The 22,177-nt window shown below is 66.5% G+C and carries 18 protein-coding genes, 1 tRNA gene and 1 riboswitch; of the genes, 8 read left to right on the top strand and 11 right to left on the bottom strand.

Translation table 11 applies throughout. The annotated features are described in order from the left end of the window. Positions 1 to 8: 8 nt before the first annotated feature. Together ACXJJ9_RS07090 and ACXJJ9_RS07085 are read left to right on the top strand one after the other, a co-directional pair. The gene (locus tag ACXJJ9_RS07090) at positions 9 to 2,846 is read left to right on the top strand and encodes a TonB-dependent receptor plug domain-containing protein (protein ID WP_457096501.1); all 2,838 of its coding nucleotides are present in this window, start codon (positions 9 to 11) and stop codon (positions 2,844 to 2,846) included. Positions 2,847 to 2,954: 108 nt separating this feature from the next. Further along, complete coding sequence (locus tag ACXJJ9_RS07085; protein ID WP_457096500.1) at positions 2,955 to 3,227, top strand: hypothetical protein; 273 nt, start codon at positions 2,955 to 2,957, stop codon at positions 3,225 to 3,227. Between the two features lie 223 nt (positions 3,228 to 3,450). Here ACXJJ9_RS07085 and ACXJJ9_RS07080 read toward each other — a convergent pair whose 3' ends face one another. Both ACXJJ9_RS07080 and ACXJJ9_RS07075 read right to left on the bottom strand, forming a co-directional pair. Next, a complete protein-coding gene (locus ACXJJ9_RS07080) occupies positions 3,451 to 4,278 on the bottom strand; it encodes a UDP-2,3-diacylglucosamine diphosphatase (protein ID WP_457096499.1) in 828 nt (275 codons plus the stop codon). After that, positions 4,275 to 5,996: a lysophospholipid acyltransferase family protein gene (locus ACXJJ9_RS07075; protein ID WP_457096498.1), complete on the bottom strand. Its 1,722-nt coding sequence runs from the start codon at positions 5,994 to 5,996 to the stop codon at positions 4,275 to 4,277. Before ACXJJ9_RS07075 ends, ACXJJ9_RS07080 begins: the two co-directional genes overlap by 4 nt. A 281-nt stretch (positions 5,997 to 6,277) precedes the next feature. Between ACXJJ9_RS07075 and metK the strand changes: the two genes are divergently transcribed. Together metK and ahcY are read left to right on the top strand one after the other, a co-directional pair. Further along, the gene (metK, locus tag ACXJJ9_RS07070) at positions 6,278 to 7,495 is read left to right on the top strand and encodes a methionine adenosyltransferase (RefSeq protein WP_457096497.1); all 1,218 of its coding nucleotides are present in this window, start codon (positions 6,278 to 6,280) and stop codon (positions 7,493 to 7,495) included. Between the two features lie 177 nt (positions 7,496 to 7,672). Beyond that, positions 7,673 to 7,758, top strand: a riboswitch (S-adenosyl-L-homocysteine riboswitch). A 51-nt stretch (positions 7,759 to 7,809) separates the two neighbouring features. Continuing rightward, entirely contained in the window at positions 7,810 to 9,270 is a 1,461-nt protein-coding gene (ahcY, locus tag ACXJJ9_RS07065) for an adenosylhomocysteinase (RefSeq protein ID WP_457096496.1), read from the top strand. Between the two features lie 206 nt (positions 9,271 to 9,476). Here ahcY and ACXJJ9_RS07060 read toward each other — a convergent pair whose 3' ends face one another. The 3 genes from ACXJJ9_RS07060 to ACXJJ9_RS07050 form a co-directional block, all read right to left on the bottom strand. Then, positions 9,477 to 10,241 carry a LytR/AlgR family response regulator transcription factor gene (locus ACXJJ9_RS07060; protein ID WP_457096495.1) on the bottom strand — a complete coding sequence of 255 codons (765 nt, stop codon included), beginning with the start codon at positions 10,239 to 10,241 and terminating at the stop codon, positions 9,477 to 9,479. Next, positions 10,238 to 11,275, bottom strand: a complete 1,038-nt coding sequence (locus tag ACXJJ9_RS07055; protein ID WP_457096494.1) for a sensor histidine kinase — start codon at positions 11,273 to 11,275, stop codon at positions 10,238 to 10,240. The genes ACXJJ9_RS07060 and ACXJJ9_RS07055 overlap by 4 nt, the downstream gene beginning before the upstream one ends. 82 nt (positions 11,276 to 11,357) lie before the next feature. Further along, positions 11,358 to 12,290, bottom strand: coding sequence for an alpha/beta fold hydrolase (locus tag ACXJJ9_RS07050; protein ID WP_457096493.1), 933 nt, complete (start codon positions 12,288 to 12,290; stop codon positions 11,358 to 11,360). Positions 12,291 to 12,490: 200 nt separating this feature from the next. On the opposite strand from ACXJJ9_RS07050, the gene metF reads away from it, so the two are divergent. The 4 genes from metF (at position 12,491) to ACXJJ9_RS07030 (ending at position 15,862) form a co-directional block, all read left to right on the top strand. Then, entirely contained in the window at positions 12,491 to 13,321 is an 831-nt protein-coding gene (metF, locus tag ACXJJ9_RS07045; protein WP_457096492.1) for a methylenetetrahydrofolate reductase [NAD(P)H], read from the top strand. Between the two features lie 146 nt (positions 13,322 to 13,467). Continuing rightward, entirely contained in the window at positions 13,468 to 14,100 is a 633-nt protein-coding gene (locus ACXJJ9_RS07040) for a hypothetical protein (protein ID WP_457096491.1), read from the top strand. Positions 14,101 to 14,186: 86 nt separating this feature from the next. Then, positions 14,187 to 14,789: a DUF4124 domain-containing protein gene (locus tag ACXJJ9_RS07035; RefSeq protein ID WP_457096490.1), complete on the top strand. Its 603-nt coding sequence runs from the start codon at positions 14,187 to 14,189 to the stop codon at positions 14,787 to 14,789. A gap of 155 nt (positions 14,790 to 14,944) precedes the next feature. Continuing rightward, positions 14,945 to 15,862 (top strand): branched-chain amino acid transaminase, encoded by a 918-nt coding sequence (locus tag ACXJJ9_RS07030; protein WP_457096489.1) that lies wholly within the window; start codon positions 14,945 to 14,947, stop codon positions 15,860 to 15,862. A gap of 89 nt (positions 15,863 to 15,951) precedes the next feature. Here the strand turns inward: ACXJJ9_RS07030 and ACXJJ9_RS07025 are convergent, their stop codons facing one another. From ACXJJ9_RS07025 to ACXJJ9_RS07000, 6 genes are all read right to left on the bottom strand, one after another. Next, positions 15,952 to 17,292 (bottom strand): sensor histidine kinase, encoded by a 1,341-nt coding sequence (locus ACXJJ9_RS07025; RefSeq protein ID WP_457096488.1) that lies wholly within the window; start codon positions 17,290 to 17,292, stop codon positions 15,952 to 15,954. A 135-nt stretch (positions 17,293 to 17,427) separates the two neighbouring features. Next, positions 17,428 to 18,108, bottom strand: coding sequence for a response regulator transcription factor (locus ACXJJ9_RS07020; protein WP_457096487.1), 681 nt, complete (start codon positions 18,106 to 18,108; stop codon positions 17,428 to 17,430). A 380-nt stretch (positions 18,109 to 18,488) separates the two neighbouring features. Further along, a complete protein-coding gene (gene rimK, locus ACXJJ9_RS07015; RefSeq protein ID WP_457096486.1) occupies positions 18,489 to 19,448 on the bottom strand; it encodes a 30S ribosomal protein S6--L-glutamate ligase in 960 nt (319 codons plus the stop codon). Continuing rightward, positions 19,445 to 19,981, bottom strand: coding sequence for an ATP-dependent zinc protease family protein (locus ACXJJ9_RS07010; RefSeq protein ID WP_310054058.1), 537 nt, complete (start codon positions 19,979 to 19,981; stop codon positions 19,445 to 19,447). Before ACXJJ9_RS07010 ends, rimK begins: the two co-directional genes overlap by 4 nt. 99 nt (positions 19,982 to 20,080) lie before the next feature. Next, positions 20,081 to 20,154: transfer RNA gene (locus tag ACXJJ9_RS07005), tRNA-Gly, on the bottom strand. 119 nt (positions 20,155 to 20,273) lie between these two features. Next, positions 20,274 to 22,112: an autotransporter outer membrane beta-barrel domain-containing protein gene (locus ACXJJ9_RS07000; RefSeq protein ID WP_457096485.1), complete on the bottom strand. Its 1,839-nt coding sequence runs from the start codon at positions 22,110 to 22,112 to the stop codon at positions 20,274 to 20,276. Between the last annotated feature and the right edge of the window lie 65 nt (positions 22,113 to 22,177).

Genomic DNA, 22,177 nt, shown 5'->3' with positions numbered 1-22,177 from the left:
GAAGCTGTATGCAGGCAGCCGCCCGCCCCCAACCGCCGCACGGACGCCGTCTGGCGGGTACGGCTATTTCGCTCGTCCTGCTGCCGGGTTTTGCCTGCTCGCAGGAAGCAACAAGCAATCGCCCGATCGACCTTCCCGGGATCGTCGTCACCGGCTCGCATATCGGTCGCCCCGGATTCGAAACCTCGCAACCGCTGATCGTGCTCGATCGCCAGGACTTGCAGCGCACCGGACTGACCAGCGTCGGCGAGATCCTGCAGCAGCTGCCCCAGCACGTCTCCGACCTCAACAGCGATTACAACAACGGCGGCAATGGCGAGACCCGTGTCGACCTGCGCAACCTCGGCGCCCGGCGCACGCTGGTCCTGCTCAACGGCCACCGCTATGTCATCGCGCTCGACGGCGCAGTGGACGTGGCCAGCATCCCGCTTCCGATCGTCGACCGCATCGAAGTGCTCACCGATGGCGCGTCCGCGATCTACGGCTCCGACGCCATTGCCGGCGTGGTCAACATCATCACCCGCGACGACTACGCCGGCGTGGAGGCCAGCGCCTACTACGCAAGCAACGACCATGGCGACGGTGAACGGCGCGCTGCGGACATCACCTGGGGGCGGCAAGGCGAGCGCGGCGGGATCGCGCTGAACCTGTCGTTCGCCGACCAGCAACCGATCTGGGCGGGCGACCGCGCCATTTCCGCCGTGCCGACCTTCAACCTGCCCGCCAACGACACGGACGCAGGGGCATCGCGGAACACCCCCCAGGGACGTCTGGGCTTCGGTCCCCATGGCGCTCAGTTGACCGATGGCAGCGAAGGACAGTTGACCTGGGACCCCGCGCTGGCAGCGCATCGTCCGTTCGACTTTCGCAGCGATGGCTACAACTTCGCACCCGAGAACTACCTGCGCACGCCCTACGAGCGCACCGCCCTGTTCGGTCAGGCGGATTACCAGCTCGACGGGCAACTGAGGTTGCGCTCCGAACTTCTGCTGCATCGGCGCCGGTCCAGCCAGCAACTCGCGCCGACGCCCTTGTTACAACTCGGCGCGGAGGGAGATCCCTACAACTTCAATATCGCGACCGACAGCCTCTACAACCCCTTCGGCCAGCCAATCACCTTCTTCAGCTTCCGTCCGCTCAACCGCCCCCGGCGCTTCACCCAGCTCGTCGACACCTGGTATCTCACGTTGGGGCTTGAGGGCGCGTTCGTACTCGGTGCGCGTTCCTTCAACTGGGAACTGCACGGCATCGTGGCGCGAGCCGACAATCAGCAGCACATCTCCGGCGGCTACGACCTGCAGCGCCTGGGTTTCGGCGTTGGCCCTTCCTTCCTCGATGCTTCCGGCGCGGCACGCTGCGGCACGCCGGGCGCGCCCGTGGACGACTGCGTGCCGCTGGATTTCGCGCATGGCCAGGACGGCTTCACCGACGCGATGTACGACTACATCTCCTCTGCGGAAGGCGATTCCGAAACCACGCAGCGCCTGGGCGATTTCACCTTCAACGTGAGCGGCGCGTTGCTCGACCTTCCGTCCGGCCCGCTGACGGCGGCGTTCGGGCTGGAACACCGGCGCGAGCGCGTCCGCGTTGCGCTGGATCCCCTGCTGACCGACAAGGCCTTCGACTTCGGCGGCAACATCCCCGAGCCATTGCAAGGCGAAACCCGGATCAACGAGGCGTTCGTCGAACTCGCGGTGCCATTGCTGGCGAACGGGCGCTGGGCCGACGCCCTCGACCTCAGCCTGGCGGCGCGCTACTCCGACTACTCGACGTTCGGATCCACCAGCAACGCCAAGCTAGGCCTGGGCTGGAGGCCTACCATCTCCTGGCTGCTGCGCGCGACCTGGTCGCAGGGCTACCGGGCCCCGTCCGCGAGCGAACTGTATGCGCTCACTGGGGCCTTCCAGATTACGGGACTGGATGCGCCATTCTTCGATCCCTGCGCCCAGCACCCGACCGGCATCGTGGCCGAGCGCTGCCTGGCCGCCGGCGTGCCGCTCGATGGTTTCGATCCTCAGGTGGGCCCGGCGATCCGCTTCGGCTCCAATCCCGACCTGCGGCCGGAACGGGCGCGCAACCGCACGATCGGAGTGGTCTGGAGTCCACACACGATCGAGGGCCTGGATGCATCGCTGGACTGGTGGCACATCACCCTGCGCGACGCGATCGATGCCATCCCCGACTACCTGCTGCCGATCCTGTGCTATCGCCAGGGCGCGACCGGCGCCTGCGAGCAACTCACGCGCGATCCGGCCACCGGCGTGCTGACCCTGATCGATGCGCGCCAGCACAATTACGGCACCTACGAGATCGAAGGCTACGACGTCAGCCTGGGCTACCGCCGCGACACCCGATTGGGTGAGTTTGCATTGCGCTGGGACAGCGTCTACCTGAGCCGTTACTTGAAGGAGGTGCCCAAAGGCGCCCTGCTATCGACGGTCGGCAACTACTTGCAGTGGGATCCGGGCTGGCGGGTGCGATCGCTGCTTTCGTTGGACTGGAATCGCGCGCCCATCGGCGCCACCTTGCGCCTGCGCTATTACTCGCCCTTGGACGAAAGCTGCTTCCTTCCGGCTGAGTTCGGCATGCCTTCGCTCTGCGACCGACCTGACTTCGAGAGTCCGACCTTCAACGGCGATCCCGAGCACGTCATCGACGCCCGCACCTACACCGACCTTCAGCTGCGCTGGGAGCCGTGGCCAGGCATGCAATTAGCCGTCGGCCTCGACAACGCCTTTGATCGCGATCCGCCGGTCGCGTACACATCCGCCGCCAACTCCTACGACCCCAGCTATGACGTACCGGGTCGGTTCTGGTATGTGCGCATCCAGCACACATTTCAGTGAGCCCAGGCGCCGCGCATTCAGTAATTTCGACACGGACGCGTCGTAGGAAACGTCGCAGAGGACATGCCGCTGCCGGCAAGCGCCCGATTGCGCGGCCCGGAGATCACCATGAAGCACTTCTATCCATTGCTCGCCGGACTGATTTTCCTTGGCTTTTCCGGCTACAGCCTGGCAAGCGAACGCGACCAGCTCCAACTGATCGCCCATGAAGCCGGCGTTTCGATCAACGACGTGCGCATGGTGCTGGGGGGCCGCACCACGTTTTCGCAATACCGCACCGCGTACGACCGCAAGGAAGTCCGCGTCCGTGCAGCGCTGGCGCGATTGGCGGCGGCGGATGCCCGCCAGCAGGACGCCAAGCTGGTTGCCAAAGCGAAATGAGAGTGGCAACGACGCGCTTGCGAGCGGACTGCCGGATCGCCGCAAGCACGTAGCAGGGACGCTCCACCCGAGACCGACGAGTCCCCGACTCGTCGGTCTGTTGCTGCCTGTCTGCACGCCGCACTTCTTCCGCAAGATTACGTGCCACGTTTTTCCGTCCCGCATTCCCAGGCCACGTCCGCGTCGGCGGATCGGCGGCGACTGGTTCCAGCGCCCGGCCAACTCAAGCGGCTTGCGGCAATGCCGTCGCATCTGTCGGCGCCAGCGCCCGCGGTGGCAGCAGCGAGCGGGTCTCGCCGTTGTGTCCGAGCAGGCGCAGGGTCCCGTCGGGGTCTTCGACGAGCGCGGTCAGGCTCTCCACCCAGTCGCCATCGTTCGCATACACGCAGCCGTCGCGTTCGAACAACGCGGCGCGATGGATATGACCGCAGACGATGCCGTCCACGCCGCGGCGCTTGGCGTCGTCGACACCGGCCTCCACGAAGCGCGCGATGTAGCGTTCGGCCGCGCCGCTGCGGCGCTTGAGGAATTCCGCCAGCGACCAGTAGCGCAGGCCGCAGCGCCGTCGTGCGAAGTTGAGCAGGCGGTTGCCGGTGAGGATGCGGTAATACAGCCAGTCGCCGAACCGCTCCTGCAGGCCGCCGAAGTGGGTGACCGCATCGTAGTCGTCCCCGTGCACGACCAGCAGGCGGCGGCCATCGGCGGTGACGTGGATGGAGCGTCTCCGGATCGTCATCCGCGGCAGGACCAGGCCGCAGAAGCGGCGAACCGGGCGATCGTGGTTGCCCGGCACGTAGATGATCTCGGTACCGTCCCGGCGCAGCGCGTGCAGCGCCTCGATCACGCGGTTATGCGCGGCGTTCCAGTTCGCACGCCGCGATGCCATCCACCACAGATCGACGATGTCGCCCACCAGGTAGAGGCGATCGCAGCGCAGCGTGGTGAGGAAGTCGGCGAATTCCGCCGCGTGGCAATGCCTGGAGCCGAGATGGACGTCGGAGACGAAGACCGCGCGCCGACGTACAGCCAGCGGCGCGATCATCGACGTCATTCCACCACCTCGGCGACACGCGGCTGGGCCGTGAGGTAGCGGTCGCGCTTTCTTGGACGCAGGCAGCGCGTGTCGACCTCGATCAGGCCATCGACCGAATCACTGAACGCCGGATCGACGCCGAAGGCAAGGAAGCGCGCTCCACCCGGTTCACACAGCTCGGTGTACTGCTTGTAGAGCATCGGCAGCGTCGCGCCGAGCGCGTCGAGGTTGTCCCTGAGCACGCGGAACGCCGTGGCGGCGTCGAGGTCGTCGCCGAACTGCGGCGGCGCAGCGCGGTAGACGAACGGCTGCCGCGACTGCGCGCAGCGCTCGCGCGCGCCGTAGTAGCGCGCGTAGTAGGCGACGATCTGTTCGCGCGCATCGACCGGCAACGCCGCGCTGATCGACACCGGGCCGAACAGGTAGCGCACTTCGGGATGGGCCTGCAGGTAGGCACCGATGCCCTGCCACAGGTAGTCGATGCTGCGGCTGCCCCAGTATTCGGGGGCGACAAAGCTGCGCCCCAGCTCCATGCCCTGCTGCAGCCGCGGCAGGGCATCGTCGCCGTATTCGAACAGCGAAGCCGTGTAGAGGCCGGCCAACCCGCGCTCGGGCAGCACGGCGGAACCGCGCGCGAGCCGATACGCGCCGGCGATCTTCGACGCGGCGGCGTCCCACAGCACGATGTGCTCGTACCAGCTGTCATGGACATCGACATCGAGGCGGAGACCGGTGCCCTCGCCCACCGCGCGGAACGTGAGTTCGCGCAGGCGGCCGATCTCGCGCAGCAAGGGCGAACCCGCGGCGAGGTGGCCGAGGCGGATCTGCTTGCCGTCCAGGGTCTGCCCCAGCGATTGCAGCGCCTCGACGCCCGCGCGCACCAGCGCCGGATCGATGGCGTCGATCAGCGGCTCGGAGCCTACCGGCGCGGCGCGTTCATGCGGAGTGCCGATCGCATGCAGCTCGCGGCGCACCCGGCGCAGCAGTTCGGTCGGCTTGCCGCCCGCGGGCAACCGCAGCGGATGGCCGATGCGCAGCGCGATGCGCCTGGCACGACGGGCGAACATCTCGCGCGCCAGCAGTGCGGTGCCCGCCGGCCTGAACAGCACGGAGGCTCCATAGAACAACGCGGAATTGCGGGCCTCGATGCGCACGGGCAGCACCGGCGTGTCCGTCGCGCGCGCGAAGCGCAGGAAGCCGCGCCGCCAGCGTCCGTCGGTGACCCCGCGCAGGCCCAGCCGCGCGACTTCGCCGGCCGGGAACACGATCACGCAGCACTCATCGCGCAACGCCTGCTCGACCGCGCCGAGACTCTGCGCGCCCGCCCGGCCGCCGACGATGCGGATCGGCAGCAGCAGGCCCGAGAGCGGGTCGAGTGCGCTGAGCAGGTCGTTGGCGACGATCTTCACATCGCGCCGCACTTGGCTGACGGCGTCGAGCAGCGCCAGCGCATCCAGCGCGCCGGAAGGATGGTTGGCGACGATCAGCAGGCGGCCGCTCGCGGGAATCCGCCGCAGCTCGGCCGGATCGGCGAGATAACGCGCCTGCAGGAACTCCAGCGAGGAGCGCACGAAGTCGAAGTCGCGCAGGTGGCCGTGGGCGTCCAGGTGCCCGGCGATGGCATCGAACTTCGACCAGCGCCCGATGGCCCGCAGCAATGGCCGCGCCAGCGTCGCGCGGCGACCGCGGAACCAGTGTGGAAACCGCTGCTGCAGCTGCTGCTCGAACTTGCGCATCGCCCGTCGCCCCCCTTTCGTCCGGCAGCCTGCCGGGGCGATGCGACAGTCACGCGGCGGCGGTGCGACAGCCCGGTGACAGCGCCCGGGCCGCCGGCCGTTGTGCGGGAACCGCGTGGTTCGCCAGTCCCGGCCGCGGGCGCGGCATTCGAGGCCGCGGCGCTTTGAGAGGGCCGCAGGCCGGCGCACAATGCCCCCTTCATGCACCGGCCAGCTTCAGGCTGTATCATGCGCGGCCATCTTTTCATCCCCATGAAGGGATATTCACCAAGGAAGCCTCGATGTCCACCAGCTACCTCTTCACCTCCGAATCCGTTTCCGAAGGCCATCCCGACAAGATCGCGGACCAGATCTCCGACGCCGTCCTCGACGCGATCCTCGCGCAGGACAAGCGCGCGCGCGTGGCCTGCGAAACGATGGTGAAGACCGGCGCCGCTATCGTCGCCGGCGAAGTCACCACGTCGGCATGGGTCGACATCGAAGCGCTCGCGCGCAAGGTCATCAACGACATCGGCTACAACAATTCCGAAGTCGGCTTCGACGGCCACACCTGCGCGATCATCAACATGCTCGGCAAGCAGTCGCCCGACATCAACCAGGGCGTCGACCGCAAGAAGCCTGAAGAACAGGGCGCGGGCGACCAGGGCCTGATGTTCGGCTACGCCTGCAACGAAGCCCCGGAATTCATGCCGGCGCCGCTGTACTACTCGCACCGCCTGGTCGAGCAGCAGGCCAAGGTCCGCAAGAGCGGCAAGCTCAAGTGGCTGCGCCCCGACGCGAAGTCGCAGGTCACCCTGCGCTATGAAGGCAACAAGGTCCTCGGCCTCGATGCCGTCGTGCTCTCCACCCAGCACGATCCGGATATCAAGCAGAAGGACCTGATCGAGGCCGTGCGTTCGGAGATCCTCGTGCCGGTGCTGCCGAAGAAGTGGCTGGACGCGCTGTCGAAGAACAAGGTGCACATCAACCCGACCGGCAAGTTCGTCATCGGCGGCCCGGTGGGCGACTGCGGCCTGACCGGCCGCAAGATCATCGTCGACAGCTACGGCGGCATGGCCCGCCACGGCGGTGGTGCGTTCTCGGGCAAGGATCCGTCGAAGGTCGACCGTTCGGCCGCCTACGCTGCGCGTTACGTCGCCAAGAACATCGTCGCCGCGGGCCTCGCCGACAAGTGCGAAGTGCAGGTGTCGTACGCGATCGGCGTGGCCGATCCGACCTCGATCTCGATCACCACCTTCGGCACGGGCCACATCTCCGACGACAAGATCGAAAAGCTGATCCGCAAGCACTTCGACCTGCGTCCGTACGGCATCACCAGGATGCTGGACCTGGAGCACCCGATCTACCAGGCGACCGCCAGCTACGGCCACTTCGGCCGCAAGCCGAAGGAAATCAGCTACACCGACGGCGCCGGCAAGAAGCACAAGGCCACCGCGTTCTCGTGGGAGAGGACCGATCGTGCCGAGGCGCTGCGCAAGGATGCCGGCCTGAAGAAGTAAGCCGCCCTTTGCTCCCTCTCCCGCTAGCGGCGCCCGTAGGGTGTCCAAGGGTGAGAGGGTTGGGGTGAGGGAACGGGCCGCATCCGCGGCCCGTTGCTTTTTCCGGCCTCCCGGCGCAATCCCGATGCCTGTTCATCAAGTCATCGGCGACCCGACGCGGTAGAATTCCGCCCCTGCCCCGCCGAGGGGCGCTGCGACCGCAATGAAGTCACTTGCGGCCAGGCTCGGCGAGGTTCCAAACGCAACAACGGCGCCCGTTAATGCAAGTCCACCGCTTCCACAGGGGCTGCGACTTCCAAACAACGGAGCAACACATGAACGCCGTACCCAAGCCCGCTTCTACAAAGCAATTCTCCACCGAAGGCGACTACAAGGTTGCCGACATCTCGCTGGCCGATTGGGGCCGCAAGGAAATCGATATCGCCGAGCACGAGATGCCGGGCCTGATGTCGATCCGCCACAAGTACGCACCGGTCAAGCCGCTCAAGGGCGTGCGCGTGACCGGTTCGCTGCACATGACCATCCAGACCGCGGTGCTGATCGAGACGCTGCGCGACCTTGGCGCCGACGTGCGCTGGGCCTCGTGCAACATCTTCTCGACCCAGGACCACGCCGCCGCCGCGATCGCCAAGTCGGGCACGCCGGTATTCGCATGGAAGGGCGAATCGCTGGAGGAATACTGGGACTGCACGCTCGACGCGCTGACCTTCCCGGGCGACAGCACCAATAAGTTCCGGGGTCCCGAACTCGTCGTCGATGACGGCGGCGACGTGACCCTGCTGATCCACAAGGGCTTCGAACTCGAGAACGGTTCCGACTGGGTCAACACCGCGTCGTCGAACCACGAGGAACAGGTCATCAAGAACCTGCTCAAGCGCGTCCATGCCGAACGTCCCGGTTTCTTCGCCGGTGTCGTCAAGGACTGGAAGGGCGTGTCGGAAGAGACCACCACCGGCGTGCACCGCCTCTACCAGCTCGCCGAACAGGGCAAGCTGCTGGTGCCGGCGATCAACGTCAACGACTCGGTGACGAAGTCGAAGTTCGACAACCTCTACGGCTGCCGCGAATCCCTGGCCGACGGCCTCAAGCGCGCGATGGACGTCATGCTCGCGGGCAAGGTCGCCGTGGTGTGCGGTTATGGCGACGTCGGCAAGGGCTCGGCGCACTCGCTGCGCGCCTACGGTGCGCGCGTCGTGGTCACCGAGATCGATCCGATCAACGCCCTGCAGGCCGCGATGGAAGGCTTCGAGGTCAATACCGTCGAATCGACGCTGGGCCGTGGCGACATCTATGTCACCACCACCGGCAACAAGGACGTGCTGACGCTCTCGCACATGGCCCAGATGAAGGACCAGGCCATCGTCTGCAACATCGGCCACTTCGACAACGAGATCCAGGTCGATGCGCTGGCCGCCTCCGGCGCGAAGAAGCTCAACATCAAGCCGCAGGTCGACAAGTACACCTTCGCCAGCGGCAACTCGATCTTCCTGCTGGCCGAAGGCCGCCTCGTCAACCTCGGTTGCGCCACCGGCCATCCGAGCTTCGTGATGTCGAACTCGTTCTCCAACCAGACCCTCGCGCAGATGGACCTGTGGGCGAACAAGGACAACTACGAGAACAAGGTCTACATCCTGCCGAAGAAGCTGGACGAGGAAGTGGCGCGCCTGCACCTTGAGAAGATCGGCGTGAAGCTGACCAAGCTGACCGCCGAGCAGGCCGATTACCTCGGCGTGTCGGTGGATGGTCCGTACAAGCCGGATCATTACCGCTACTGATCGGCAAATTCTGATCGGCAAATTCTGATCGGCAAAACAAAAACGGGCGCTTCGGCGCCCGTTTTTATTTGCCACGTTTTGCTCGTCATCCCGGCGTAAGCCGGGATCCAGCTTTTTGGTTTGCCCCTTCGAAGAATGCGGAGCTGCCAACAACAGCAGAAGCTGGATCCCGGCTTGCGCCGGGATGACGGCAGTGGGAGCGTCCTCTACAACGCCAGCCGTTCCCGTAACTCGCGCGCCTGGCGCCGCGACACCTCCACCGTGCTGCCGTCCTTCAGCGTCAGGTCGTAGCCCTCGCCCACCGCCAGGTCGATGTTCTTGACCATGCGCAGGTTGACCAGCGTGTTGCGGTTGGCGCGGAAGAACAGGGACGGATCGAGTCGCGCCTCCAGCGCGCTCAGGCTGCGCGCCAGCATCGCCTTCTCGTCGCGGAACCAGACCCGGGCGTAGTTGCCGTCCACCACTATGCGGCTGACCTCGTGCAGCGCCACGAACCAGCAACGCTCGCCGTCACGCAGGAAGACCTGGTCGTCGAGTCCCAACAGGCCGCGCGGGTCGGTGTCGACCGGCTCCGTGGCGGCACGTCGGACGCGGGCGCGGTCGATCGCCGCGCCCAGGCGTTCGGGCACCACGGGCTTGACCAGGTAGTCGAGGGCATTGGCTTCGAACGCCTGCACCGCGTAATGGTCGTAGGCCGTGGTGAACACCACCAGCGGTGCGTGATCGAGGCCTTCGAGCACGTCGAAGCCGGTGCCCGAGGGCATCTGGATGTCGAGCAGCACCAGGTCCGGTTGCAGCGCCTCGATCGCGGCCTGTGCCGCCGGCACATCGTCCGCCTCGCCAACGCATTCGACATCCGCCAGCTCCGCCAGCAGCGTGCGCAGCTCCTGCCGCGCGAGCCGGGTGTCGTCGACAATCAGTACTTTCATCGGCTGCGCCTTCGCTGCCAGCGTCCGCAGGGGCGCGCTCATTGCGCGATCTCCAGCCGCGCCAGCACGCGTGGTCCGTTCTGCTGCAGGTGGAAGTCGCTTCCTGGTTCGCGCGCCAACCGCGCACGCAGGTACGCCAGGCCAACGCCATGGCCGCTGCCGGAGTGCCCCACGCGGCCCGGGTTGCTGACTTCAATCGCCAGCTTGCCCTGGTGGCGCCACGCCGAGACGCCCAGTTCGCCACCGCCCGGCGTGCGCGCAATGCCGTGCTTGATCGCGTTCTCGACCAGCAGCTGCAGCAGCATCGGCGGCAACTGCGCATCGAGCGCATCACGGGCGATGTCGCGATGGACTTTCAGGCGCTCTTCGTAGTGCACGCTCTCCACGGCGAGGTAGTCGTCCACGACGGCCAGCTCCTCGCCCAGCGATGCCGATTCGCGCTGGCTGTGTTCCAGTGCATGGCGCAGGATGTTCGACAGCCGCGTCACCACCTCGCGTGCCCGCCCCGGTTCCTCGTTGATCAGCGCACGCACGTTGTTCAGTGCGTTGAAGACGAAATGCGGGTTCAGCCGGGCCCGCAGCGCATCCAGTTCGAGCGCGTTGCTTTGCGACTCGGCGCGCAGCCGGGCCATCTCGCTCTGGCGGCGATGGCGCAGCAGGTGCCAGCCCGCCCACGCGGCGACCCAGAGCCACAGGATCAGCGCGACCTGGACTGCATAGACGACCGCTTCGCGCACGCCATAGGTATCGCTCGGCGGCAGGCGGTAGAACCCGAGCATGTCCGCGGTTTCGATCACCACGCGCACGGCGAACTGCACGACGAAAGCGCCGACCACGACGCTCGCGGTCAGGCGCGCCAGGAGGGCGCCAGCGCCCAGCGCAAACCAGTTCCGGCGCAGCGCCACGGTGCGCAGGATGCCGGTCGCCAGCCATAGTCCGGCGCCCAGGCTGCAGGCCAGCCACCATGCGGCTGCGGTGGGCCCGCCCATCATGGTGAAACTCATGATGATGAAGCCGGCATAGAGCACGGCCGGAATCAGGTTCAGCAGGGCAAAGCGGACATCGGCGCGCATCATCGAAACGGTTCTCCTTCCTGGATTCGGCTCGGTGCTCTGGACGCGGCGGCCAGCAAGCGCTGGCCGTCGCGAAGCGGTTGCATCACTTGCCGGCGGCAATGAACCCACGCACCTGCTGCTGCAACCACTGCGGATCGTCCCACATCAGGAAATGGTAGCCGCCTTCGCTCATCTCGATGCGCACTCCGTCGAGGTTCGCGTATTGCGCCTTGTAGATGGCGGCGGTGGATTCCTTCGTGGAGCCATAAGGCGCATAGGCGGCCCAGGCGCCGAGCACCAGGGTCGGGACGCGGACCTTGACCAGCTCGCCGCGCAGGTCGGTCACCATCATTTCGTACATCGCCTGCGCGGTGATCGTGCGGTCGCTGGCATTGCCCCACGCGGCCAGGATCTCCACGCGCTTGGGGTCGTGCACCATGCCCTGGAGGTTCGCCGACACGCCTGCCCGGTACCCCGCCTCATCCTGCGCCAGCATCTGCTTGCGCATGGCTTCGGCCATCGGCCTGACGTCGTTGGCCGTCGCAGCCGGGTTGCGGACCGCACCCAGGAAGGAAAGCGCGTCGACGATCACCACGCGGTCGAACCGCTGCGGCTGTTTGATCGCCATCTGCAGGGCGAGGAAGCCGCCCAGGCTGTGGCCCATCACTACCGGGTGCTTGAGCTTGCGAGCGTCGACGTAGGCGAGCAGGCGATCGCGCATGTCGTCCAGCCACGCGTCCTTGCTGGCATCCGCGGCCGACGGCAGGCCGGCGAAGCCCGGCAGGGTGACGATGTGGCACTGCACATGGTCCGCCTGCAGCGCCGCGCAGGTTTCGGTCCAGGTTTCGCCGGCGCTGTTGAGCCCCGGGATCATCAGCACCGGACGGCCCTTGCCGACGACTTCGATCTTCAGGTCGTGGAACGTCCGCGGCGGGGTGGCGGCGTTCGCGGCGTGCCAGACCGCGAACGACAAGGCGAAGCTGGCGGCGAAGATCCGGAAGGTGGTGCGGAAAATCGACCGGGCGATCAATTGCATGGCGGGCTCCTTGCGTTGGGTGTGGCCACAGCGTGGCCGCACGGCCGTTGCACCACGCGGGATAAATGACGAGTGGCCGCACGCCGTGGCGGGCGGCGACGCCCGGGGACGAGCGGCGGACGCCGCTTCATCCGGTTTGTTATTTCCTATCATCGCGATGAAGCGATAGACTGTCGGAAATCCCGTAAACGGCCTGCCGTATGTCCAGCCCCTCGATCAGCTTCGAGTTCTATCCACCGAAGACCGACGAACAACGCGCGCAACTGGACAAGGCCGCGGCGAAACTCAAGTCGCACAACCCCGATTACGTTTCCTGCACCTTCGGCGCGGGCGGTTCCACGCTTTCGTACACGCCGGAGACGGTGGAACGCCTGCACGCCCACCACGGCCTCGACGCCGCCCCGCACCTGTCCTGTGTGGGCGGCACGCGCGCCGAGCTGGGTGAACTGTTGCTGCGTTACAAGGCGATGGGTTGCCGCCGCATCGTCGCGCTGCGCGGCGACCTGCCCTCCGGCATGGGCCAGGCCGGTGATTTCCGCTATGCGTCGGACCTGGTCGAATTCATCCGCACCGAATACGACGGCTTCTTCCACATCGAAGTGGCGGCCTATCCGGAATGCCACCCGCAGGCCGACGACGCATTCGCCGACCTGCGCAACTTCAAGCGCAAGGTCGACGCCGGCGCGAACGGTGCGATCACCCAGTATTTCTACAACGCCGATGCGTACTTCCGCTTCGTCGACGACGTGCGCAGGCTTGGCGTCGAAGTGCCGATCGTGCCCGGCATCATGCCGATCTCCAACTTCACCCAGTTGCGGCGCTTCTCCGAAGCCTGCGGCGCGGAAATCCCGCGCTGGATCGGCAAGCGCATGCAGGCCTTCGGCGATGACGTCGACAGCGTGCGAGACTTCGCTTCCGACTTCGTCGCCGCGCTATGCCAGCGCCTGCTCGATGGCGGCGCGCCGGGATTGCATTTCTACACGCTCAATCTGTCCAAGCCGACCTCGAGCGTGCTCGCCCGCCTGGGATGACCGGCTGCACTGACATTGCTGCACTGACATTGCTGAACTACAGCCGCTCCAACAGCGGGGGTTCAGCATGAACGGGGGCGCTCACACACCACGTTGACCAAGCGAACCCGAGCATCACCGCGTGTCCCGGATTCATCGGTCGCGTCGTGAAACCTCTTCGTTCCGCGCTATTCACCGTGGTCGCAACATTGGCCGCATTCAGCGCCGCGCCACCGCACGCGGCACGCGCCGGTGAGAGTCCCATCCTCCAGCGGTGCCAGGCGCCGGATGGCAACGCGGTCTATACCGACAAACCCTGTGCGGCATTCCGGGCGCAACCGACGCGCATCTCCGAGGAGCTTGCGTTCCGCCTCGCGATGGCCGACATGGGCGAGGAGCAGGCGACCCTCGGAAGCATCTACCGCGATGCCTCCGAACCACTACACGAAGCCATCCCTGGTCGTCGCTCCGCCGCCGCGGGTTGTGCGCGATCCCCCGAGCAGTTGTCGCAGGACCTCGTGGGCGCGTTCGCGCTGCACGACGTCAACCGCGTCGCCGAAAGCTATCACTGGGCCGGCATGAGCAACCGCAGCGCGTTGCCGGTGATGAAGCAGCTCGAACGACTGTCCGCGCAGCCGCTGTCGGAAGCGCACTTCCTCTCCGCCTGGATCGGATCGGGACAGCAGACCGCGATCCCGCAGGATGCCGGCCTGATGCAGCTGGTGTTCGCCGGTGGCAGCAGGCGCATCGTCGATTTCGAAGTACGCCGTTACGCGGGCTGCTATTTCATCGCTTCCTGAACTCCGCCTGCCCCACCGCCCGCAACTGCGCGATCTGGGCCAGGCCTCACTTTTCGCCTCCGGACCCCGGCGCTAGGCTGCGGGACATGTTGCTACGCCCGCTTCAGCTTTTCGTTCTGGCCTGCATGCTCGCGGCACTGTGGCCGCAGGTGGCGCATGCCGACGTGCGGCGCTGCGTGACCGCCGACGGCCAGACCATCTTCACCGACCGCATGTGCGGCGAAGTGGATGCGGTCGAGCACCCGGCCCATGTCGATGCGCCGCCCACCGCGGCGGTGCGCCGTGTCGGCGGCTGCGCACGCACGCTGCAGGACCTGGTCTTCGAAGTGAACACCGCCATCGAAACCCGCGACGCCAACCGTCTCGCCGGCGTGTATCACTGGCCCGGCACCTCCGCGGATGAGGGCTATCGCATCTGGACGCGACTGGATGTGGTGGCGAACCGGCCGCTGGTGGACATCGTGCCGGTGATGCCGAACCGCCCCGACCTCGGCAGTGAAAACACCAGCAATGATGCCGGCACCGCCGCGCCGGCCAAACCCGTCGATGCCGAGCTGTACCCACAGACCGCCGTGGGCCGCAACCCGGTCGCCCTGCGCGTGGAGCAGACCCTGGACCACAGCGCGACGCCGGCGCGCACCGTGTTCGGGCTGACCCATTACTTCGGCTGCTGGTGGCTCCGGTTCTGAGTCCACGGTCGCCGGCTTCCGCTGAACGACCGCACCCGTGATCCAGGGCCGCGCGGGAGACCGCGCGGCCTTTTTCATGCCCCCCATTCGCGGGTTCAGTGCGCCATCGGCGGGGCGTTAAACTACGCAGTCTTTGTCCTCCACCGAGAACCCGAATGGCCATGCACTACCCCGAATGGATCTGGCACAACGGCGCGATCAAGCGCTGGGCCGAGGCCACCACGCACGTCATGGCGCACGTCGTGCATTACGGCTCGTCCGTGTTCGAGGGCATCCGCAGCTACCAGACGCCCAGCGGACCGGTCATCTTCCGCCTCACCGACCACAACAAGCGCCTGTTCGCGTCGGCCAAGATCTACGACATGGCGATTCCGTACTCGCTGGAACAGATCAACGCCGCCTGCCGCGAAGTGTTGAAGGCGAACGAGAACACCACCGATTACCTGCGTCCGGTCGCGTACCGCGGCCTGGGCGGCTTCGGCCTGTCCGCCGACACGCCGGTCGAAGTGGCCGTGGCGACGTGGAAGATGGGCCAGTACCTCGGCGCCAGCGTGGTCGACGAGGGCATCGATGCCTGCGTGTCGAGCTGGCAGCGCTTCGCCCCGAACACCATCCCGGCCGGCGCCAAGGCCGGCGGCAACTACCTGTCCGGGCAACTGGTCGCGCGCGAGGCACGCCGGCTCGGCTTCGGCGAAGGCATCGCCCTGGCTTCCACCGGCCTGCTCAGCGAAGGCGCGGGCGAAAACCTGTTCCTGGTCTTCGACGGCGTGCTGCACACCTCGCCGGTCAGCGCCGCGCTGCTCAACGGCCTGACCCGCAACACCATCATCACCCTGGCCCGCGCCAACGGCATCGAAGTGGTCGAACGCGACCTGCCGCGCGAGTACCTGTACCTGTGCGACGAACTCTTCATGTGCGGCACCGCCGCGGAGATCACCCCGATCCGCTCGGTCGATGGCCGCCAGGTCGGCACCGGCAAGCCGGGTGCGGTGACGCGCCGGATCCAGGACCTGTTCTTCGGCCTGTTCGACGGCCGGACGCCGGACAAGCATGGCTGGCTCGAGCCGCTGTAACCGCGGTACGACAGCCCGCGCGGTACGACAGAACGAAAAGAGCCGGGCAATGCCCGGCTCTTTTTCTTGAAGACTGCAAACCGATTGCGTCAGGACAGCACGCTGCCATCCTTGCCGAAGGTCAGGATCGCCACGACGCCTTTCTGGCTGCCGGGCAGCACGCGCACGTCCCAGCCGTACAGCTCGCATAGGCGGCGCACGATCGACAGGCCGATGCCGCCTCCCTGCGAATGACCCGCGTGGGTACCGCGGTAACCGCGCTCGAAGAGCTTCGCTGCATCTTCCGCGCTCAGGCCCGGGCCTGAATCGACGACTTCCACCGCCTTGGGGTGCACGCGCACCAGGACCTCGCCTTCGGTCGTGTACTTCACGGCATTGCCAATGAGATTGCCGAGGGCTACCGACACTGCGGACTCCGGCGCATCAACCACAAGGCCACGCGGGCCCTCCATCAGCAGTTGAAGCGGCTTGCCGCCGAGCTGCGCCCGATGCGCATCCAGCAACTGTTCGGCCACTTTGGCGACATCGGTCGCGCCGTGGCCGCGTTCGTTGCGCGAGAGCAGCAGCAACGCGCTGATCAGGTCGGTGCACTGTTGCTCGGCGCGCTGGATGCGCTGCAGGCGCGCGCGGGTGCGGTCGTCCAGCTCCGGCTTCGACAACAGCAGCTCCACCGCGCCACGGATCACGGCCAGGGGCGTGCGCAGTTCGTGGCTGACGTCGGCATTGAATTCCCGGTCGCGCTGGACGACGTGGGTGAGGCGTTCGGCATAGTCGTCGAGCGCCTCGGCGAGCTGGCCGACTTCGTCATCGGGGAAGTGCGAGGCCAGCGCCTCCGGTTCGGCGCTGCTGCCGGACTGCTTCAGGCGGGTGGCGAGCTCGGTGACCGGGCTCATCACGCGCGACGCGGCCCACAGCCCGACGACGAGCGACAGCAGGGTGAAAACCACCACCGAGATGTAGATGGCGCGATTGAACTGTTCCTCTCCGCGCATCGTCTGGGTCATGTCGTAGGCGAGGAAGAACCACGCCTGCGGCGTCTTGCGCACCGCGAGCTTGTAGCTCAGCGGATGTCCCAACTCGTCGGTTCCGGTGATGCCATGGATGCCATCGGGGAGGGCGTACCACTCGGGCCGGTTCAGGCGCACCGAATCGAACTTGTCGGGCGTGTACACGAACGCCCGCATCTGGTTGACGGCGAAGTTGGGGTTGTTGGGGTCGTGGGCGAACTGTTCGGCGAACGCACTGATGTTGCGGTTCATCACGTCTTCGACCAGCGCGTTTTCGACGCGCGACCGCGTGAGGTTGGTCGCGTACGCAAACAGCGCGGTCAGGCCGAAGCCCAGCAACACGAAGGCCAGGATGATGCGGCTGCGCAGCTGGCGCCGGTAGCGGATCTTGGGTTTGCGGACGGGGCCGGGTTCGATGGGCATGGTCAGGCAAGGGTCGGGAGCGCGGGGCGCGCGCGGCGGGCCGGTGGTGCCACCGGCGGGACTTCAGGAATCACTGCGCTTCGCGATTACGTCCCCATTGCTCCCCGTCGTGCCCACGCACGGCAGCGTCGCGGTTCAAGCGTTTTCCGGCGGTGCGATGCGATAGCCGATGCCATGGCGGGTCTGGATCAGCGGAATATCGAACGGCTTGTCGACGACCGCACGCAGGCCGTGGATATGCACGCGCAGGGAATCCGAATCCGGCAACTCCTCGCCCCACACCCGGGTTTCCAGTTCCTGCCGCGTGACCACCGCCGGCGAGGCTTCCATCAGCGCCTGCAGGATCTTCAGCGCGGTCGGGTTGAGTTGCAGGAGCTTGCCCTGGCGACGCACTTCCAGCGTATCCAGGTTGTATTCGAGATCGGCGACGTTGAGCACGCGGGTCTGCACGCCGCGACCGCGCCGCGCGAGCGCATTCAGCCGGACTTCGACTTCCTGCAGCGCGAAAGGCTTGATCAGGTAATCGTCTGCGCCGCTGTCGAAACCGGCCAGCTTGTTGTCGAGGGAATCGCGCGCGGTCAGCACCAGCACGGGCGTCTGCTTGCGCGCTTCGTTGCGCAGCTTGCGGCAGACCTCGAGGCCATCGAGGCCCGGCAGGTTGAGATCGAGCACGATCGCGTCGAATTCGTGGACCACCGCCAGGTGCAGCCCGGTGATGCCGTCCGCGGCGAAGTCCACGGTGTGCCCGCGCTCCTCGAGAAAGTCGCCAAGGTTGGCGGCGATGTCCTGGTGATCTTCGATGACGAGGATGCGCATTGGGACCATCCGTTCCTTCAGGTAAGGCTTCGACCGTGCGGCCGCTGCCGGGTTCCGGAGGCGCGTGGCGCGCGACCGAAGCGTCAAGGAGTTGAAATTAACAAATCTGTTTTAACAAATCTGTTCGCGATGGTCTTGTGACCGTGCGCGACGTGCCCCCAGCCACCCAAAAGAAAGACCCGGATGCGGGGCCGCCGCATCCGGGTCAAAAAGGGTGTTGCCCCGATTACCGTCATCCTGCGACCGACTACTGACGAGGAAGCAGCGGGATTCCGGTCTGCGCAGGCTACGCCTGCCGGGACTAAAAGTCCGTTAAAACGGGCACGTAAAATTTCGTTATTTCGCCGCGCTCGCGTCGGCGCAGGATCAGCATTTAACAATTAACTTGCTGATTTCAATAGATAACTTTCACCGGCCGTTTTTTCATGCAGCGGCCGCGTCGGGGACGCGTGGCGCGGTCCGCCCCGCTTGAACCGGCCCCCGACGTAGTCGAGCACGGCCCCGGCCACGTCCACCTCGCTGGCGGCCTCGATGCCTTCCAGGCCAGGCGATGCATTGACCTCGAGTATCAGCGGTCCACGCTTGGAACGGATGAGATCGACACCCGCCACGCCCAGGCCCAATGCGTGGGCTGCGCGAATCGCCACGTCCTGTTCGGTGGCGCTCACGCGCACGCCCCTGGCGCTGCCGCCACGATGCAGGTTGGAGCGGAAGTCGCCCTTCGGCGCCTGCCGCTTCATCGCCGCGACCACCGAATTGCCGACCACGAAGCAGCGCAGGTCGGCGCCCTTGGCCTCGGCGACGAATTCCTGCACCAGGAAGTTGGCGTACAGGCCACGCAGTGCCTCGATGACGCCGCGCGATGCCGACGGCTTCTCGGTCAGCATCACGCCCGCGCCCTGCGTGCCTTCATTGAGTTTTATGACGTGCGGCGGCGGGCCCAGCATCGCCAGCAGGTCCTGGGTGTCATCGGGGTTGTCGCCGAACACGGTGATCGGCATGCCGATGCCTTCGGCCGCGAGCAACTGGTGGCAACGCAGCTTGTCGCGCGCCTTGAGGATCGCGTCGGAGGAATTGGGCGTGTAGGTGCCCATCAGTTCGAACTGGCGCAGCACGACGGAGCCATAGCGGGTGATGGAAGCGCCCACGCGCGGGATCACCGCGTCGTAATCCGTGATCTGCCGGCCCTTGTAATGCATGGAAAAGCCGTCGCTGGCGATACGCATGTAGCAGCGCAGCGGATCGAGCACACGCACGCTGTGCCCGCGTTCACGCGCCGCCTCGACCAGGCGGCGGGTGGAGTACAGCTTGCTGTTGCGCGAAAGGATCGCGATTTTCATGGGAGCCGGGAATGGGAGGCGCGAATCGGTGAATGGATGGCGGAAACCCGCGACTGGGAAACGGGCCGGGCGATGGCCGGTGTACCGACTTCGCGCCGCCCATGGAGGAACGATCGCGCCGGGTCCACAGCGAACCAGCCCGCCATTGCCGTGCGGCCGAGCAGCATCGGAAACAGCATGCCCTGCCGATCGGTCAGGTTTATTTCGATTTCGCGTTCGACGCCGGCCAGGGCCAGCGTCGTGCGCAGGAAGATGCGCCGCGTGCGATGGCCGCCGGAGTCGATGACGTCGCGTTCGTCGAACACGGGTGCCGCTGCCTGCACCGTCGCCTCGCCGTGGCCGTCGTTGCTGAGACGGAAACCGACCCACGGGCCACCGCGTTCGCTGAACCGCCAATAGCGGTCGACATGCAGCGACGAGCTGCGCGCGCCGCTGTCGATCTTGCATCGCACGGCCGGCAAGCCCAGCCGCGGCAAGCTGGCCCACTCGCGCCAGCCGAGCATGATGCGCTCGCGAGGAATCTGTCGTGCCATGCCATACACCTGCGGAAAAAAGAAAAACGGCAGTCACTTTGACGCGACTGCCGTTACGGTTTTGTTGCCGCGGCTTGCAACGCTCCACGAGCATCGAACTGGAGCGGGTGATGGGAATCGAACCCACGCTATCGGCTTGGGAAGCCGAAGTTCTACCATTGAACTACACCCGCTGACGGACGGCAGTCTATGCCCCGGGTTACGCGCTTGGCAACGCGGCATGGCTGGCCGCCCGGGCGCAAAAGCAAAGGGCCCCGAGGGGCCCTTCGCCTGGTTCATCGATCGATGTGCGTCAGAAATCCGCGCCGACCGTAGCGAACACCGTCGCATGGTCGGCGTTGCTCTGGCCCACGGTCAGGCTGGTACCGATATTGGCTTCCAACCCGAAGACCTTGGTGCGCGCACCGAAGGTCAGCGTGCCGTAGTCCTGGTCGAACTGCACGCCGGGCACGGCGTACGGCGCGGTATCAGGCATCGACTGCACCTGTGCCTGGGCTTCCTCGTCCGCATCCTCGAACTCGCGGTCCACGGTGAGGCGCGCATACGGCTGGAATTGCTCGCTGATGGCATAGCTCGCCTGCCAGCCGACGCTGCCGATCAGCGAATCGAAATTCTGGTCCGGATAGGCGAGCGAGGTGGACTGGTCGGCGTGGTCCTCCTTGAACCCGTCGATCTTGATGCGCTGCGCCAGCAGGCTCAGCACCGGACCATGGCGCAGCGCGCCATTGCCGAAGTCCCAGCCCGCGCTGATGCCGGCGGTGAGGTTGTCGCCGTCGGCCGAGCTGCTGTGCTTGCGCACGGCCTGGCCCAGCGCGATCTTGCGATCGATGTCGAAGTCGACCTGGCTCCAGCTCAGCTGGCCATTCACCCAGGCGCCGTTGTCGGCGTACCAGCCGATGAAGCCGCCCAGGCTCATGTCGGTCTGGTCGAAGCTGCCGCCGCTGTGGCCGAAGTCCTCGGACTGGCGGCCGTAGCCGGCGAAGGCGCCGTAGACGAGGTCGCCGCTGCTCCAGTCGACGCCGAAGCTCAGCGTCGGGCCGGCGCCGTCGTAGATGTCGCCGTCGTCATAGCGCTGGAAGTCGCCGCGCAGGTCGCTCCACCACTTCATGCCGTCCGCGGCCGGCTTGCCGGTGTGCGCGGCGACGCGCTCGGCGCGCGAGCGGCCCACCATCGACGCCGAATTCGGCAGCAGCGCCATCTGGCGCGGGGCCTCGAGGATCGAGACTGCGTACTGCGCGATGATCTGGTGGGCTTCGGTGCTGGGATGCACGCCGTCGGCGAAGGCACGGCCGCTGCCGGTGCTCACGCAGGTCAGCGAGGTGCCGGCGCAGGCCGGGATGGTCGCGCTGTTGAAACCGTAGGCGCCGGGATCGGCACTGATTTCGTGCAGCAGGTGGTAGGTATCCAGCGGAATCACGCGCAGGTTCTGCTGGGCGAGGCCACCGAACAGGGTCTGGTTGTAGCCGTTCACCAGTGCGGTGATGCCGGCCGAGCCAGCCGCACCCTGCGACAGGCCGAATGGCGTCAGGCCGACGTCGGGCATGGTCGGCACGAGGACGTAGCGCGCGCCGGCGTTCTCCAAGGCACCGACCAGCCCGACCTGTGCCGCCGCCGAACCAAGGAACTGCGCGGGCGTGGTGGCGCCGTTGAGGGTGAAGAACAGATCGTTGGCGCCGCCCCAGACCGTGTACAGCGCATTCGGGTCAGCCGCACCGCCGGCGAGGTAGGCATTGACCTGGGTGGTCAGTGAGGGGGCGAAGCTTGTCGGCGGGGTGGGCGGAAAACCCGGACCCGGCACGACGGTGGCGCCGCCAGCGGCGTAATTGCTGCCGGTGCCCGGAATGCGCGTGCCGGTGTTGGTCAGCGACCATGCCGGCGCCGCGTTGGTGCCGTAGAAATTGGCAAGGTACTCGGACCACACCAGGCCAGGATTGGTGGTGAAGCGGCCGACCAGGGCGTTGGACGGATTGGGCGGCGCCAGCGGCGACGGCTGGATGAGGAAGTTCCGGTAGAAACCCGAGTCGGTCAGGCTGTCGCCGAAAAAGATCGTATTGGAAAAGGTTCCTGCAAACGCTGGAGCAGCGGCCAGCGCCAGGGCGGCGGCAAGCAATCGGCGGACGGGCTTCTTCATCGGTTCTCTCCCCAGAGTGGACTTTCTTATGGTTGGCTTCTGGCGGGGCGCAATACGCCCACGCA

The sequence above is a fragment of the Lysobacter sp. P5_B9 genome, from assembly GCF_054049835.1.
Note: the sequence above shows the minus strand (reverse complement) of the source record. Positions and strands in the feature narration are given on the sequence as shown.

Bases quoted from the DNA above. Each gene is read 5' to 3' on its own strand.
- ACXJJ9_RS07020 (WP_457096487.1), bottom strand. From the start codon at position 18,108: ATGCGCATCCTCGTCATCGAAGATCACCAGGACATCGCCGCCAACCTT.
- ACXJJ9_RS07075 (WP_457096498.1), bottom strand. From the start codon at position 5,996: ATGCGCAAGTTCGAGCAGCAGCTGCAGCAGCGGTTTCCACACTGGTTC.
- rimK (WP_457096486.1), bottom strand. From the start codon at position 19,448: ATGAAAATCGCGATCCTTTCGCGCAACAGCAAGCTGTACTCCACCCGC.
- ACXJJ9_RS07035 (WP_457096490.1), top strand. From the start codon at position 14,187: ATGTTGCTACGCCCGCTTCAGCTTTTCGTTCTGGCCTGCATGCTCGCG.
- ahcY (WP_457096496.1), top strand. From the start codon at position 7,810: ATGAACGCCGTACCCAAGCCCGCTTCTACAAAGCAATTCTCCACCGAA.
- ACXJJ9_RS07010 (WP_310054058.1), bottom strand. From the start codon at position 19,981: ATGGCACGACAGATTCCTCGCGAGCGCATCATGCTCGGCTGGCGCGAG.
- ACXJJ9_RS07030 (WP_457096489.1), top strand. From the start codon at position 14,945: ATGGCCATGCACTACCCCGAATGGATCTGGCACAACGGCGCGATCAAG.
- ACXJJ9_RS07000 (WP_457096485.1), bottom strand. From the start codon at position 22,112: ATGAAGAAGCCCGTCCGCCGATTGCTTGCCGCCGCCCTGGCGCTGGCC.
- ACXJJ9_RS07085 (WP_457096500.1), top strand. From the start codon at position 2,955: ATGAAGCACTTCTATCCATTGCTCGCCGGACTGATTTTCCTTGGCTTT.
- ACXJJ9_RS07050 (WP_457096493.1), bottom strand. From the start codon at position 12,290: ATGCAATTGATCGCCCGGTCGATTTTCCGCACCACCTTCCGGATCTTC.
- ACXJJ9_RS07060 (WP_457096495.1), bottom strand. From the start codon at position 10,241: ATGAGCGCGCCCCTGCGGACGCTGGCAGCGAAGGCGCAGCCGATGAAA.
- ACXJJ9_RS07080 (WP_457096499.1), bottom strand. From the start codon at position 4,278: ATGACGTCGATGATCGCGCCGCTGGCTGTACGTCGGCGCGCGGTCTTC.
- ACXJJ9_RS07025 (WP_457096488.1), bottom strand. From the start codon at position 17,292: ATGCCCATCGAACCCGGCCCCGTCCGCAAACCCAAGATCCGCTACCGG.
- metF (WP_457096492.1), top strand. From the start codon at position 12,491: ATGTCCAGCCCCTCGATCAGCTTCGAGTTCTATCCACCGAAGACCGAC.
- metK (WP_457096497.1), top strand. From the start codon at position 6,278: ATGTCCACCAGCTACCTCTTCACCTCCGAATCCGTTTCCGAAGGCCAT.
- ACXJJ9_RS07055 (WP_457096494.1), bottom strand. From the start codon at position 11,275: ATGATGCGCGCCGATGTCCGCTTTGCCCTGCTGAACCTGATTCCGGCC.
- ACXJJ9_RS07090 (WP_457096501.1), top strand. From the start codon at position 9: ATGCAGGCAGCCGCCCGCCCCCAACCGCCGCACGGACGCCGTCTGGCG.